Here is a 14,108-nt window from a genome sequence, read left to right as displayed (position 1 = left end):
CGCGCCTCACAGCGAAAAGAGGGAGCCGCTTCGCGGCACGACCCATGGGCGGCTTCGCCGAACAGCAAGAGGAGCACCCCCCGGCAGCCGGTGCTCTTCTTGCCGTTCGGGCGGGCGCTGGCCCGGGTGTTAGGGGAGCGGCGGCTGCTCGTGCGGGGGCGTGGGCGCCGGCCGGGTCATTTCGAGGTAGCGCCCCTCTTTCGTCCGGCCCGCCTCGATGAGCACCTGCCGTGCCGCCAGGGTGGGTTGGAGGCGCTTGAGCCGGTCGGAGAGGACTTTGCCGGTGGTCGGCCAGCCCTTGGGCAGGGCCCGGAGTTCATCGCCGCTGTAGACGCGGCTGAGGCACGCCAGCCACTCCGTGGATGTCATGCGCTGGGCCGTGCCCGGGGTGATGGTCTCGGCGTGCTGCAGGACGGTCTGCGCAAGCAGGTCACCCTCGATCACGTCGTCGTTCAGGTCGTCCAGGCTGGCCCGGTACGCAGCCAGCGCCCCGAGACCGGTCGCCACGTCGAGTTGCGCGCACAGGTGCGCGAAGTCCGCCATCCGCAGGTCGGTGGGGGTCTCTGCCTCGGCCGCGCGGACCTTGACCGTGAGGTCGAGCAGCGACCCGAGCACGACGGGCAGCACGTCCGCGTACTCCGCCCACAGTTCCGCCTCGGTGCGGCGGCCGGCGGGGCGCTCCAGCCGCAGGGGCAGGAGGCGCTCGGCGAGGTCGGGGCGGATGACGCCGACGTCGATGCCGGTGAGAAGCAGGGGGCGGCGGTAGCCGACACGGAAGACATCGCCGTCGGTGAACAGGGCGCGCTTGACGTTCTCGGCTCCGGTCACGATGCAGCACATGGCGTCGGACATGTCGGGTGTCATGTGGGAGAGGTTGTCGAGGGCGGTGATCCAGCCGGCGGCGACCGCCGCGAGCAGGTTCTCTTCGTCCTTCGGGGCGCGGCGCAGGTCGCCGCTCATGCCCTCGATGATCCGCATGAGCATCCGGCCGGCGGTGGACTTGCCCGCGCCCTGCGGGCCGGTGAGGAACGGGGCGGGTACGGGCACGGACGGGCCGAGGCAGCCGACCAGCCACGCCATGGCCAGGCACTCGGAGCTGGCGCTGGCGAAGTTGCACAGCCTGAACAGCAGGTCGATGCCCTTGCCGTCGGTGTCCTTGGCCGGGAGCGGGAGTTCACCGGTGAGCTGGGTGCGCCGCCAGCAGACCTCACCGGGGTCCGGGACGGCGATGTCCCACCCGGTGGGGTGGATGCGGACGGACATCCCGTCGGTGCGCCCGAGGTCGAGCCACGTCGCCCCGTCGAACCCGGGTGCCACGCGGATGTGTACGGCCCGCACCGGCTCGGACAGGGCGAGCGCCTCGATCAGGTCCAGCGCCTCCTTCATGGCGGTCCCGTTGAATACGCCGCGGCCGTCCTTGTACAGGCCGACCAGGAGTTCCTGGCGGTGGCTGCCCGTGGTGCCCTGGGAGCGGATCGGCCGGGCGACCGGGTGCCCGTTGCGCTGCGCGTACACGGTCCCGTCGGCGGTCCGGAAGTATCGGAAGTGCGCTTGCGCGTAGTCGGCGATGATCTCCCGCGCCGGGTTCTTCTCGTCCTCGGCCACGGTCACAGCCCCAGCCGGCTCAGGGCGTTGGCCCACGCGTCGGCGCAGTGCCGGGACGACTCGCCCTTGGCCTGCGCCGCGGCGAACAGCCGCTCCGTATGCGCCTCCGTCAGGCAGCCGCACCGGCCGTGCGTCGAGAGCACCGCGAGGAACGTCGCGAACACGGTGGCGTGCACCGCGCTGGACGCCTCGGTGATCCGCTGCTCGGCCATGGCGATGCCGCGGTCCAGGTAGGTCGGCGTGCGGTGCGGGCACTTCCCGCCCCCGGCCGGGGCGGGCACGGTGACGTGCGCCGGGCGGACCGGGGTGGGCTCCTTCACGATCAGGGCGCGGACGGTGTTCGGCAGGGCGGTGAGGGGGCCGGTGCCGGGGCCGAGCCACCGGGCGTAGGACATCAGCGACTTGATGTCCACGCCGGGCCGCGCCTCGTTGGCGGAGGGCATGGCGCCCTGGTAGATCCAGTGCTGGCCCCGGGTGGTGCGCACGGTCCGGGTGGCGGGCAGGTTCGCGTGCGCCCAGGCGATGGCTTCCGCGTTGTCGAGGTCCACGACGGTCAGGCCCGCGCCGCCGGGGTGGTAGGCGACGGCCGCGGCCTCGCGCCACGCCCGCGCCCACGTGGGCCCGTTGATGACCCCGGGGTCGGTGGTGGCGGCGGCCCAGCCGTGGCAGGGCGCCGGGCACAGGCAGGGGCCCGGGGTCTTCATGTTCGGCCGGCCGCCGCACGCGTTGTTCGCGCAGTCTCGGCAGTTGCCGAACGGCACCTTCCCGGCTCGCAACGGCAGCACGGGCACGCCGGAGGCCGCCAGGGAGAGCGCGGTGGACAGGTGCTCTCCCTGGATGAGGGTCGGTTGGGTCATGCTGGAGGTCTCCTTCTGTAGGGGAGCCCGGAGCGGCTGGTGTGCTTGCCGGCTTGCAGCCGCTCCGGGGCCGTAGGGTGTGGAGCGGGCCCCGCCGACCTTCTTTCGGCGGGGCCCGTCGTGCTGTCAGCCCTGGTGTCAGGGCCGGGTGTCAGGTGGTGTCAGGGTGGGTGTCAGAGGACGTCTGACACCGCGTTTGCCTAGGGGTTTGGGTGTCAGGCCCAGGTCTGACGTCAGGGGGTGTCAGACCCCGGCGGGGGCGGGCACGATCCGGTACCGGCCGGTCTTGGCGGTGGGCTGGAGGCGGCCGTCCTCGAGCATCCGGCGGAACTCGCCGCTCACCCAGGGGCGGGAACGGCCGAGCTTCGCGGCCTCGTTCATGACGTCCTTGGGGCCGATGACCATCTCGCGGCGCTGCTCGAAGCCGGCCACGATCGCCTCCATCGTGGCGCGGGCCTCGGCCGGGGTGAGGTCCTGCTCGGTGGACTTGGGGGCGAAGGCGATACCGGCCAGCTCGCCCGGCACCGCGGGCAGCTCGGCGGCCGGGTCGATGCCCTGGTCCTCGGCGTCGATCCGCCCGGTGTTCTCGTACACGCTCGCCCCGTCCTCCTCGTCCTCGTCCTCGTCCTGGTCGTTGTCGGCGTCGTGCCGGTCGTCGCTGTGGTCGGTCCGTTCGGTGTACGCCTTGCCGACCGCGGCGGCGGCGGCCCCGGCGGTGATGGGGTCGACGGTGGCGCCGTTGCGCACCGTCCAGGCGGCGAGCTGTTCCATGACCCGGGCGGCGTTCCCGGTGAACCGGAATGTGCGGGCGGGGGAGCTGTAGCGCTGCTCGTCCACGCCGGGGGTGACCAGGTAGCAGTAGCCGGGGCGGCGGTTGGCCCAGGCACCGGGGCGGGCGCCGGCGTCCAGGACCGGCCCGGGCAGGGCCATGCCCTCGTCCCGGGCGTCCAGGCCGAACACGAGCGCGCTGGGCAGGGAGGCGCGGGTGCTGGTGGACAGCTGGTCGTGGCTGGGCCGCTGAAGGCTGATGACCAGGGCGGCACCGGCCGCGCGGGCGAGCTGCGCGGCCTCGGTGAACCCCTCGTCGCCCATGAACCGGATGGTGGCCGCGGCCTCCTCGAACCAGCCGACCAGGAACGGCATGCCCTCGCAGCCGCAGGCCCGGCCCTTCTGGCAGGAGTGCCCGGGGTCGGTCTGCTGCTCGGCAGCGGCGGGCACCCACTGGCGGTAGCCGTGGGCGCCGAGCCAGCGGGTGCGGGCCGGGATGACGGCCTGGAAGGCGGTCACCATGGTCTCGGTGGGGGCGCCTCCCTCCACGGCCCAGTCGAACGCCGGGAGCAGGGGGTGGAAGTCCTGGAAGCTCTTGGGGTCGGACAGCCACACGATCACGTCCCGGCGCCCGAGGATCTCGCACAGCACGTTCAGGGCGCCGTCGCCCTTCCCGGAGCCGGTCATGCCGCAGATGAGCAGGTGGGTGCCGTTGCGCCCGGCCTCGGGGTCGCCGGGCAGCCACAGGACGAGGGGCGAGCCGTCGTCGTACCGGCCGATCGAGAGCGGGTCGGCGATCGAGCCGCCGACGTTGGTGGGCATCTCCCACTCGACGACCTCGGCGAGCATGTCCTTCGGGACGACCACCAGCTCGCCGCGGCGGGCGCTGGCCGGGTCGGGCAGGTAGCGGACGGCGGTGGTGGCGACGTCGAGGGCGGAGGCGAGGTTCGGCAGCGCCCGGGTGACGTCGTCGTTGGTCATCTCCCCGGCCGGGAGGACCAGTTCGGCGGTGACGCGGTTCGGGGCGACCTCGGTCCTGCGGAGCTTGGCCCCGGCGAGCTTGACCTTCTCCAGCAGCGTGCCGTCGGTGTCGGTGGCGGCCTGGACGGCGTCGGGGTTGCGGCGCATGACCTGCCGGATGTTCCAGGACAGGGCCAGCGCGCCGCCGCCGAGCCAGTACGTGCCGAAGGTGAGGCTGTTCCAGCCGGCCAGTGCCACGCTGGTGAACCAGCCGGTGGCGGCGGCCACCGTGACGGCGGAGTGCAGGCGGCGTTGGGCGCTGGTGGACTTCGCCGCCCACCAGGTTGCCCCCGTGAGGGCGACCGAGGACAGGGTGAGGCCGACGGCGTATCCGGCGGAGCCGTGGGCCGGGATCCATGCGAGCGTGCCGGCCGCGCCGGTGGCGCCGGTCAGCAGCCAGGGCGGGGTGTGGGGCTTGGCCCGGTGGGCGTTCCAGGCAAGGATTCCCTTGCCGGTGCTGGCACCCTCCAGGTTCTCCCGGTGCTGCACCTCCGGGTCGGTGTCGTTCTTCGGCATGGCCGTTACTCCTGTCAGAACTGGAACGGGCGGGCCTGGCGCTGCTGCGGGCGGGGGGTGAGGACGTCGGCGTACTCGCGCTGGAACGCCGTCCACGCGGCGGCGGCGAGCTTCGCGGCGTCGGCGAGCGCGTCGGCGGCCTTGGCGACCTTCCGGCCGACCGACCGGGCGCGGATCTTCGACTGGAACAGGTTGTCGCCGGGGGCGGCGGGCGCCTGCTCCAGGGCGGCCTTGAGGATCTCGGCGCCGACCTCGACCTCGATCGCGGCGTACATCGCGAACGCCCGCAGCGCCTCGCAGTAGGAGCGGACGTCGGCGGTGGAGTAGAACGCGGGCTCGGGCAGCGCCAGCGGCGAGGTCCGGTTGAGGCCGACGCCGGGGTTCGCCGCCGCCCCCACGCCAGGGGTGCCGGTGGTGTTGGTCTTGCTGGCGTTGATGTTCACGTTGAGGCCGGGCGAGAACATCGCCCCGCCGCCGAAGCCGTTGCGGGTGCCGCCGTTGGTACCGGCGCCGTCGGTGCCGCGGGTCTGGTGCGGCGGGGTGTTCGGGGTGCTGGTCACGGAGGGTTCCTCCCGAGGTGGTGGGCCGGTCTGTCCGGCTCCCCACCCCCGCCCGACCCCTTATGGGTCGGGCGGGGACGGGCAGCCGTCAGGCGGGCTGCACCTCCGCACCAGCGAGCAGGATGACGCCGCCGGCGGTGTCGGAATCCTCGTCCCAGCCCCAGAAGGCCCCGGCGGCAAGCCGGTAGCCGAGCCTTCCGAGCGCGGCCGCGCGGGCGGAAACGGACGGGATGGCGGTACCGGCGAACTCCTCGGTTGGCCAGTCAGCGACGCGGCCGGGCAGGGCGACGAACAGACGCCAATTGCCGCGCGGGCCCTGAGCGAGAACGACTCGGTAGGTGGTCACCGGGCCCCCCGGGTCAGCCACGGCGCATGTCGCGGATGATCCAGCGGATCACCAGCGCCGAAATGGCCAGGGCCAGCGCGGCCATGCCGACCGCCAGCAGCGCGGCCGTGGTGGCCAGCAGCACCGGGATCAGCACCGCCGCGGCTCCGGCCCCGGCGGCGACGTACCCGCCGTAGCGCTGCACGGTCGGGCTCACCGATGCCTGCTGCACCAGCGCAGGGGCCGGGGCGGGGAGGAGTGCGGTGTTCTGGTTGGTGTTGAGCTGGGCGGCGACCAGTGCGGCCAGCAGCTCCATGTCGACCTGCGGGCCGTCCCCGGGGGACGGCACCGAGGCGAGGTGGCGGTTCATCGGGGCACTCCCTCATAGACGGAGGTGGGCAGGGGGATCGCGCGGCACTCACCGGCGTGTCCGTTGGCGCGGCCCCGGACCGTCGCTCGCTTGTCGGGGTAGTGGCTGCGGTCGCCGCAGCCCAGGCACACCCAGTGGAAGGTCGGGCGGCCGTACTCGGTGGTGCCGCCGGTCGCGTAGAGGGCGACCAGGGCCGCGCCGAGGGTGAGGAACACGGCAGCGGTGTTGGCCGGCAGGCCGGTCGCCGGGTCGGTGTGGATGATCGGGTCGGACATGGTGGGACTCCCTTCGTCGGGGCTACTGGGTCTCGATGACCGGCTGGTCGATGTGGCGGTGCCGGACCTCGACGCCGATCCCGGCGGTGCGGAGGTAGGCGGCGACGGCTTCGGCGACGGCGACCGAGCGGTGCCGTCCGCCGCGGCAGGCGATCGTCACGTTCACGAGCCGGTGGCGGGGGTCGGCGTAGGAGCGCAGGACCGCGGCGGCGGACTCGGCGATCTCCTCGACCATCCGCATGACGCCGGGGGTGTCGAGGACGTGGTCGCGAACCTCGGGGTCCAGGCCGGTGCGGTAGCGCATCGCCGGGTCGTCGTGCGGGTTGCGGAACCGCCCGCCGAGGTCGAAGTACAGGCCGTCACGAATCAGGGCTGCAGTGCCGGGGTGCAGGGTGCCGATGGTGTCGATGGCGATCTGGACCGGGCCGCCGTTCTCGGGGGTGGTGGGCATGGTGCCGTTCTCCTCAGAAGTTCAGGCCGCGACGGGCAAGCCGTCGGAGCAGGGGAGGCAGGTGCCCAGGTGGGCGGGCAGGACGTATCCGGCGTCCCGCCCGCAGGCGGGGCAGGTGCGGCGCGCTTGCATCGCGGCGGCCAGCGCCCGGCACCGGCCGGGGGTCATCGGCCGCACCGGCTTCGCCAGGGCGAGGCGGTAGAGGTACGCGGCGCGGATCCCGCCGAAGCGGGAGCGCCACAGGATCTGCGCGGCGACCGGCTGACCACCCGGCCGCAACCCGCGGGCGCGGAGCTGGGCGCGGGTGGCGTATCCGTCCGGGGCCATCCGCCACGGGTAGGTGGGGATACCCCCGTACCTGCTGCCGTCCGGATCCCAGAACCGGGGACGGCTCATGCGGCCACCTGACCGGGTCCGGCGAGACCCCGCAGGGCGTCGCGCACCCGCTGGGCCCGGGGCTGACCGATGCCGTACTCGGCCCGCAGGGTACGCACTGACGGCAGGCGGCCCGAGGCGAGTACCTCGGCGAACCGCGCGGCGGCCACCGGAGTCAGCTCGTCCACCCCGGACGGCTCTTCCTGCTGGTCAGCGGCGGTGTATCCGGCGTATCCGCCCGGCTCGGATACGTACTCGTCCACAGGCTGTGGACGGGTACGCGGGGTCTCGGCGGCGGGTGCGGGCCACGGCGGGAGCGGGCTGAACTCCAGCTCCCGAACCGGCTCAGCCACGGCCACCGGCTCCGGCTCGGCCGGGGTGGGTACGGCCACCGGATACGCGGGTACGGCGGCGGATACGGCCGGTGCGGGCTCGGCCCACAGCGGCGGCAGCTCGGTCTTCGGCTCGCGCACCGGCACGGTGGTCTCGGTGGCGTGCAGCACGTGCACCCGCCACAGCACCAGCGGGGCAATCGCCGACACCAGCACGATCAGCCGCCAGTCCGGCCGCAGCACACCGGCCGAGAGCAGGTGCGCCGCGGCGTTCGTGGCGATCATGCCGAGCACCGGCGCGAACACCTCCCGCCCGGCCCGCAGGGCCCGCAGCGCGTAGGTGTCCAGCGCCAGCGGCAGACCGGCCGCCACCCACGGGTGGAAGCCGCTCTCCACCGCCAGCGCCCACTCACCGTGCGCGGAGACCGTCACCGCCGCGCCCATGGCCAGCCACGCCAGCCCATCCATCCGACGGTTCTTCACCACGCACCCGCCCTCACGCCGCGACGGCGACGGTCGGGACGGCGACCGCCCGGGACGGCCGCAGCCGCACCGGGGCCGCCTTCAGCAGCCGCCCGGCGTAGACGGCCAGCTCCGGGTCCTCCCGGCGCAGGTCCGCCAGCACCGCCAGCGCCACGTCCATCCGAGCCCGGTACTCCAGCGCCGACTCACCGGGCGCGCCGGCGAACAGCTCCTCCTCCACGCCCAATGCCAGCTCCGCGAACTCCTCGGAGTCCACGGCGTGCTGGCCTGCAACAATCGACTTCACGGGTCTACCTCTTCCAGTAGGCGAGTAGGCCCCAGGGGCTGCCGCGCACCCGGCCAAGGCAAGCGCGACAGCCCCGACTCAACGGGCCCAGCCACTCGTCACATCACGAGCAGCCATGACCCCCGACCCGCCGATGAGCGGACGGATCGGGGACCAAAGACACTCGGAACATGCGGGGCTTCGCCGCGCTGCCGTTCCACGGACAGCCGGTCCCGAGCCCCCGGATCGGGCGCGCCATCCTCACTACCTGGCGCCAGCAGGCGGACATCACCCGGTATCCGCGCGGGGACGGGGACCAGCCCCGTCATGAAGTCACTCTGTTGAGTTCTCAAAGATCGAGCGCTGCCTTCGGGGGGCTCTCACCCCACCCCTCCGGGCACGTTTGTGCAGGTCAGAGCAGCCCAAAGAAGGCCCCTCAGAACTCCTCTGCCTAAGTGCTCATGCACTTATGTATAGGAGTCACATGCATCAGAGTGCACTGCTCCTATACATAAGTCAACCCTCCACGTGAGGTGCGTCGTGGAGGGTTGCTGTGAGGTGAGCGAGCGTCAGTCGCTCGCGGGGATGCGGTAGTCGAGGACGAACCGGTCAGCGGCCATCAGCGTGTCGCAGACCTCGACCACGCGGCCCGCCTCGGTGATGGCGTTGCGCGTCAGGTGGATGACGGGGGCTCCGGGGCTGAGGTCGAGCGCGGCCGTCTCGGGCTTCGTGGCGAGACGGGCCCGGATGGTCTCGGTGAACTCCGCGAGGATGTGCCCGTTGTCCTCCAGGCGTGCGTAGATGCCACCGCCGCCCGGGTTTTCGGCGAACAGCTCAGGGATGTCCTTCGCGATGTCCCAGGGCAGGTAGGAGGTGGCTTCCTCCGTCGGCACGCCGTCGCTGAAGTACAGCCGCCGGCGCGCCAGCACCTGGGTCCCGGGCGCAACCGAGAGCCGCTCGGCGATGTCCACTGGCGCTTCGGTGGGGCCGATGTACAGAACACGCACGGACGGCTTGGCGCCGGCCTGCTCAGCCTCGGCAATGTAGGCCGCCTTGCCCGCTTTCCGGTGAGAGCGCCGGAACCGGTCCGACGACTTGCGCTTGACGGGCGGGCGCGACTTTACGAACGAACCGCGGCCGTGGTGGGTCTCGATCAGTCCGGTCGTGCGAAGCTCGGCCACGGCCTTCCTCGCAGTGCCAGGCGCGACCTTGTAGCGGTCCATGAGTTCGGACTCGCTCGGGATCTTCTCGCCAGGGGGCAGGATGCCCTTCTGGATCTGTTCCGCGAGGTCCTCGGCGATCTGCAGGTACCGGGGTGAGGACGTCTCGCGAACGCTTCCACTCCTCATTTGGGTGGAACCTCCTATGCTCATATACATGAGTAACAGCACGCAGCAGGGGCGGTCAACGCCGCTGCACTCCGTGTCGGTGGCTGGCGTCGTTGTGCGGGAGGACGGCGACGTGCTGGTCATCCGGCGTGCGGATAACAGCACGTGGGAACCGCCCGGTGGGGTACTGGAGCTCGGAGAGTCCGTCGAGGCGGGCGTCTGCCGAGAGGTGATGGAAGAGACCGGTGTCGAGGTCGAGGTGGAGCGGCTGACCGGCGTCTACAAGAACATGACCCTCGGGGTCGTGGCCCTGGTCTTCCGGTGTCACCCGGTCGGTGGTGTGCCGTCCATCTCCGAGGAATCCACCGTCGTGGAGTGGGTCCCAGCTGATGAAGCGGTTGCGAAGATGGGCGATATGTATGCCGTCCGAGTGCGGGATGCCCTTGCTGATGGTGCACCGGCCGTACGGGCTCACGACGGTAAGCGCCTGGTTGCCTGACCCATCACAACCGGGCCATGGCGATGTGCCGTTCGCGTCCCTAGACTGCGCACCTGTCGCTGGCGGCACGAGAGGAACACACAGAGGTGCCCACCATGGCAGGGGAAGATGAGCAGCTCACAGACGCGGCGATAGCGCCGCCCGGTGCAACCGGGACGCCCTGGCGGCGCCGGATCTTGCCCATCGTGACGGGGGCTGTGGTCGTTGCGGTCCTAACAGCGCAGACGACTGTGCTCATCCTGCAGGGCAACCGGATTGCAGAGCTTGAGCGCCGCGCGGCCGTACCCGGCCCCCCTGGGCCTCGCGGTCCGGCTGGACCGGCCGGTGAGGCGGGCCCGCAAGGCCAGCGCGGTCCGGAGGGCCCGCAGGGTCCTGCTGGCAGCAGTAGCGCCGTAATCAGCAAGCAATCCACCGCGCGCACCGCGAGCGAGGCGCGAGCGTACTGCCAGACCTTGGCGACGCAGGCGTGGCCCGACTCGACCGACCCTGACCCAATCGTGCAGCGGATGGGGCAGGCGTATACGAGCACGATGAGGGACAAGGAGTTCAAGTCCTGCATGCAGGACCAGGGATACCCGCAGAGCTGAGCGGGCTTCAGCCAGGCGACCGCTACGGCCCGAGCGCGGGGACGTGGGGGATGCGTGGGGCCAGCGCCGCCGTGGCGAGTCTTCATGCAGGTCAGGCCGGTTCGCTGCGCGGTCTGTAAAGCTGTGGGTCAATCGGAATTAAGACTTCACTGCTGCGAGTCACGTGCGTGGGCCAGGTTGGCCCGCACGGCCAGGGTGTCGGGGTGGGTGTCGCCGAGGACCTGCTCGCGCTGGGTGAGGGTGGTTTCGAGCAGGGGGATGGCGCGGGTGAGGTTCCCAGCGGCCCGGTACGCGCTGGCGAGGTTGCCTCGGCTGGTCAGGGTGTCGGGGTGGGTGTCGCCGAGGACCTGCTCGCATTGGGTGAGGGTGGTCTCGAGCAGGGGGATGGCGCGGGTGAGGTCCCCGGCGGCCCGGTACGCGCCAGCGAGGTTGCCTCGGCTGCTCAACGTGTCGGGGTGGGTGTCGCCGAGGACCTGCTCGCATTGGGCGAGGGTGGTCTCGAACAGGGGGATGGCGCGGGTGAGATCCCCGGCCTCTTGGTACGCGCTGGCGAGGTTGTTGCGGCTGGTCAGGGTGTCGGGGTGGGTGTCGCCGAGGACCTGCTCGCGCTGGGCGAGGGTGGTCTCGAACAGGGGGATGGCGCGGGTGAGGTTCCCGGCGGCCCGGTACGCGCCAGCGAGGTTGCCTCGGCTGGTCAGGGTGTTGGGGTGGGTGTCGCCGAGGACCTGCTCGCATTGGGTGAGGTTGGTCTCGTAGAGGGGGATGGCGCGGGTGAGGTCCCCGGCCTCCTGGTACGCGCCGGCGAGGTTGTTGCGGCTGCCCAGGGTGTCGGGGTGGGTGTCGCCGAGGACCTGCTCGCGCTGGGCGAGGGTGGTCTCGAACAGGGGGATGGCGCGGGCCAGGCTCCCGGCGGCCCGGTAGGCGCCGGCGAGGTTGCCTCGGCTGCTCAAGGTGTCGGGGTGGGTGTCGCCGAGGACCTGCTCGCGCTGGGTGAGGGTGGTCTCGAACAGGGGGATGGCGCGGGCCAGGCTTCCGGCGGCCCGGTAGGCGCCGGCGAGGTTGCCTCGGCTGGTCAGGGTGTTGGGGTGGGTGTCGCCGAGGACCTGCTCGCGCTGGGTGAGGTTGGTCTCGTAGAGGGGGATGGCGCGGGCGAGGTCCCCGGCCTCCTGGTACGCGCTGGCGAGGTTGCCTCGGCTGGTCAGAGTATTGGGGTGGGTGTCGCCGAGGACCTGCTCGCGCTGGGTGAGGGTGGTTTCGAGCAGGGGGATGGCGCGGGTGAGGTTCCCGGCGGCCTGGTACGCGCCGGCGAGGTTGCCTCGGCTGCTCAGGGTGTCGGGGTGGGTGTCGCCGAGAACCTGCTCGTATTGGGTGAGGGTGGTCTCGAAGAGGGGGATGGCGCGGGCCAGGTCCCCGGCCTCCAGGTACGCGCCGGCGAGGTTGCCTCGGCCGGTCAGGGTGTCGGGGTGGGTGTCGCCGAGGACCTGCTCGTATTGGGTGAGGGTGGTCTCGAAGAGGGGGATGGCGCGGGCCAGGTCCCCGGCGGCCCGGTAGGTGTAGGCGAGGTTGTTGCGGCTGGCCAGGGTGTCGGGGTGGGTGTCGCCGAGGACCTGCTCGCACTGGGCGACGGCGGCCCGTTGAAGGGGGATGGCGCGGGCTTCATGGCCCTGCATGTGAAGGTGTTGAGCCGCGGTGGAGTAGAGGCCGGCCGCACGGTCGTTGTTGTGCCCTGTGGGCCTGGTGGTGGCGAGCGCGATCAGCTGGGGCATCAGGGCATCCCAGGTCGCGGCTGAACCCGTCTCGGGGAGCGGACGCGGGCCGATTGCCCGCAGGAGGGCTTCTTCGGCTGCGTGGCGTCCTGTGGGTACTCCGTCGGGTTCGGCGGGTGCGGTCGAACGGAGGACTGCCTGGAGGAGGCGGTGGACGCTGACGGTGTGTCTGGTGACGGTGGCCATGCTGTAGGCGCCGAGGAGGCCGAGGGCTTCGTGGAGGTCGTCGTTGTCGTCGTCGGGGGTTTCGAGGAGGGCGATCGGGATGTTGTCGGGGGCGAGCCAGGCGAGGGTGCGCAGGATCTCGACGGCGTGGGGGTTGCGTGTGGTGAGGGCGTGGAGGGTCTGGGTCCAGATGCGGGCGATGGTGCGTTCGGCGTCGATGCCGTCGGCGGCCTTGTCGAGCTTGGTGGCGAGCCGTCGCCGGTAGGCGTCGATGCTGATGGTGGGGTTCTGCCTCAGGTAGGCGCCGGCCTGTTCCAGGGCGAGCGGCAGATGGCCGAGGTCGGCGGCCAGTGCGCGGGCGTCCTGGAGTTCGCGGGCCGTGGGCGTGCCGTCGGTGAACGCGTGGGTGCAGATGAGTTCGGCGGCTTCGTCCAGGTCCAGGGTGCCGAGGGGGTAGGTGCGGATGGTGCGGGACCAGCCGGCGGTGCGGCGGCTGGTGATCAGGTGGTGGCCGCAGTCGAGGGCGCCGAGGTAGCGGTCAAGGTCGGCAGGGTTCTCGACGTTGTCGAAGACCAGCAGCCAGCCGGGGTGCCACTGCAGCCAGGCCATCGCCCACGCGGCCTGTTCGCCCTGGGATGCCTTTCCGGCCCACGCCGGGAGCAACCGGAGCGCGAGGTCGGCGAGGGACTGTTCCAGCCGGGTGGGGGAGTCGGCGTTTATCCACCAGATGAGGTTGTAGTCCCGGCGGTGTCGGTGGGCGTAGGCGAGGGCGAGGGTGGTCTTGCCGATGCCGCCAAGGCCGTGGACAGTCGAGACCTGAGTGATCGCCGTCCCGCTGTTCTCGGCGAGTGTGTCGCGGAGCCAGGCGATGGTGTCCTTGCGCCCGAGGCACAGGGGGTAGGGCGGCAGGTTGGTGAGGCTGGGCGGTGCCGGCACGTCACGGGCCGCGGTGAGTATCTCGGCGGGCAGCCCGGTCACCGGACCTGTGATCGCTGTCCCGATGTTCTGAGCGGCGACGGCTCCGGTGCCGGCAGCCTCGTAGTAAGGACTGGTCACGGGGTGGAGTGGTGGCCGTCGCCGGTGATGGCGGTGCCGATGGTGTGGGCGGCGATGGACCGCTCACCGGAGGCGGTGATGTTCACCGGACCTGCGGCCGGAGCCGGGAGGAGGTCGGCGACTTCCTTGCGCAGGTCGGCGTCCTCGCGCAGGGCCCGCTTGAGCTGCTGCCGCAGCGCGGCTGCCGCGTCCGCGTCGTCGGTGTCCTCCGCGACGTCCAGGATCGCGGCTTCCAGGGAGGCCTGCTCGGGCTCGCCGCCACGGCGCCAGACGGCATGCAGGATGCGGCGGCCGAGGTTGGCGGTGGCGTCCACGGCGGCGTTCTCCGCACGGGCCAACACTGCCCCGCCGTAGGCACCCACGGCCGCGGTCAGGTACGGGCCTGCCTGCTCCACCAGCTGAACGATCTCCGCACTCATCCCTGCCCCATCGTCGCGAACTCGTCTGTCACACAGCTTCTGTGACGGAGCGTAGAAGCATCTGGTAAGCCAGGTCAGGCATTCGG

The 14,108-nt window shown here is 71.8% G+C and carries 15 protein-coding genes; 1 reads left to right on the top strand and 14 read right to left on the bottom strand.

The annotated features are described in order from the left end of the window. Positions 1-129: 129 nt before the first annotated feature. The 12 genes from ABWK59_RS15075 to ABWK59_RS15020 form a co-directional block, all read right to left on the bottom strand. Positions 130-1,605: an ATP-binding protein gene (locus ABWK59_RS15075; RefSeq protein ID WP_354644956.1), complete on the bottom strand. Its 1,476-nt coding sequence runs from the start codon at positions 1,603-1,605 to the stop codon at positions 130-132. A gap of 2 nt (positions 1,606-1,607) precedes the next feature. Next, complete coding sequence (locus tag ABWK59_RS15070; RefSeq protein WP_354641091.1) at positions 1,608-2,462, bottom strand: bifunctional DNA primase/polymerase; 855 nt, start codon at positions 2,460-2,462, stop codon at positions 1,608-1,610. A 243-nt stretch (positions 2,463-2,705) separates the two neighbouring features. Then, on the bottom strand, positions 2,706-4,766 hold the full coding sequence (traB, locus tag ABWK59_RS15065) for a plasmid transfer protein TraB (protein WP_354641090.1): 2,061 nt from the start codon (positions 4,764-4,766) through the stop codon (positions 2,706-2,708). Positions 4,767-4,780: 14 nt separating this feature from the next. Beyond that, on the bottom strand, positions 4,781-5,326 hold the full coding sequence (gene traA / locus ABWK59_RS15060; protein WP_354641089.1) for a plasmid transfer protein TraA: 546 nt from the start codon (positions 5,324-5,326) through the stop codon (positions 4,781-4,783). An 88-nt stretch (positions 5,327-5,414) separates the two neighbouring features. Beyond that, positions 5,415-5,672 (bottom strand): DUF6303 family protein, encoded by a 258-nt coding sequence (locus ABWK59_RS15055; protein ID WP_354641088.1) that lies wholly within the window; start codon positions 5,670-5,672, stop codon positions 5,415-5,417. A 13-nt stretch (positions 5,673-5,685) separates the two neighbouring features. Continuing rightward, on the bottom strand, positions 5,686-6,021 hold the full coding sequence (locus ABWK59_RS15050) for a hypothetical protein (protein WP_354641087.1): 336 nt from the start codon (positions 6,019-6,021) through the stop codon (positions 5,686-5,688). Beyond that, the gene (locus ABWK59_RS15045; RefSeq protein WP_354641086.1) at positions 6,018-6,296 is read right to left on the bottom strand and encodes a hypothetical protein; all 279 of its coding nucleotides are present in this window, start codon (positions 6,294-6,296) and stop codon (positions 6,018-6,020) included. The genes ABWK59_RS15050 and ABWK59_RS15045 overlap by 4 nt, the downstream gene beginning before the upstream one ends. Before the next feature lie 22 nt (positions 6,297-6,318). Beyond that, positions 6,319-6,747, bottom strand: a complete 429-nt coding sequence (locus ABWK59_RS15040) for an RNase adapter RapZ (RefSeq protein ID WP_354641085.1) — start codon at positions 6,745-6,747, stop codon at positions 6,319-6,321. Between the two features lie 21 nt (positions 6,748-6,768). Continuing rightward, positions 6,769-7,143, bottom strand: coding sequence for an RRQRL motif-containing zinc-binding protein (locus ABWK59_RS15035; RefSeq protein WP_354641084.1), 375 nt, complete (start codon positions 7,141-7,143; stop codon positions 6,769-6,771). Next, positions 7,140-7,922 carry a hypothetical protein gene (locus ABWK59_RS15030; protein ID WP_354641083.1) on the bottom strand — a complete coding sequence of 261 codons (783 nt, stop codon included), beginning with the start codon at positions 7,920-7,922 and terminating at the stop codon, positions 7,140-7,142. Before ABWK59_RS15030 ends, ABWK59_RS15035 begins: the two co-directional genes overlap by 4 nt. A 28-nt stretch (positions 7,923-7,950) precedes the next feature. Next, positions 7,951-8,223, bottom strand: a complete 273-nt coding sequence (locus tag ABWK59_RS15025) for a hypothetical protein (RefSeq protein ID WP_354641082.1) — start codon at positions 8,221-8,223, stop codon at positions 7,951-7,953. 548 nt (positions 8,224-8,771) lie between these two features. Further along, complete coding sequence (locus ABWK59_RS15020) at positions 8,772-9,551, bottom strand: GntR family transcriptional regulator (protein WP_354641081.1); 780 nt, start codon at positions 9,549-9,551, stop codon at positions 8,772-8,774. Between the two features lie 16 nt (positions 9,552-9,567). Between ABWK59_RS15020 and ABWK59_RS15015 the strand changes: the two genes are divergently transcribed. Then, positions 9,568-10,029, top strand: coding sequence for an NUDIX domain-containing protein (locus tag ABWK59_RS15015; RefSeq protein ID WP_354641080.1), 462 nt, complete (start codon positions 9,568-9,570; stop codon positions 10,027-10,029). A 733-nt stretch (positions 10,030-10,762) separates the two neighbouring features. On the opposite strand, the gene fxsT is transcribed toward ABWK59_RS15015, so the two are convergent. Together fxsT and ABWK59_RS15005 are read right to left on the bottom strand one after the other, a co-directional pair. Next, entirely contained in the window at positions 10,763-13,603 is a 2,841-nt protein-coding gene (fxsT, locus tag ABWK59_RS15010; protein WP_354641079.1) for an FxSxx-COOH system tetratricopeptide repeat protein, read from the bottom strand. Then, positions 13,600-14,022 (bottom strand): hypothetical protein, encoded by a 423-nt coding sequence (locus tag ABWK59_RS15005; RefSeq protein WP_354641078.1) that lies wholly within the window; start codon positions 14,020-14,022, stop codon positions 13,600-13,602. Before ABWK59_RS15005 ends, fxsT begins: the two co-directional genes overlap by 4 nt. Between the last annotated feature and the right edge of the window lie 86 nt (positions 14,023-14,108).

This window comes from Kitasatospora sp. HUAS MG31 (assembly GCF_040571325.1).
Classification (GTDB): Bacteria; Actinomycetota; Actinomycetes; order Streptomycetales; family Streptomycetaceae; genus Kitasatospora; species Kitasatospora camelliae.
Note: the sequence above shows the minus strand (reverse complement) of the source record. Positions and strands in the feature narration are given on the sequence as shown.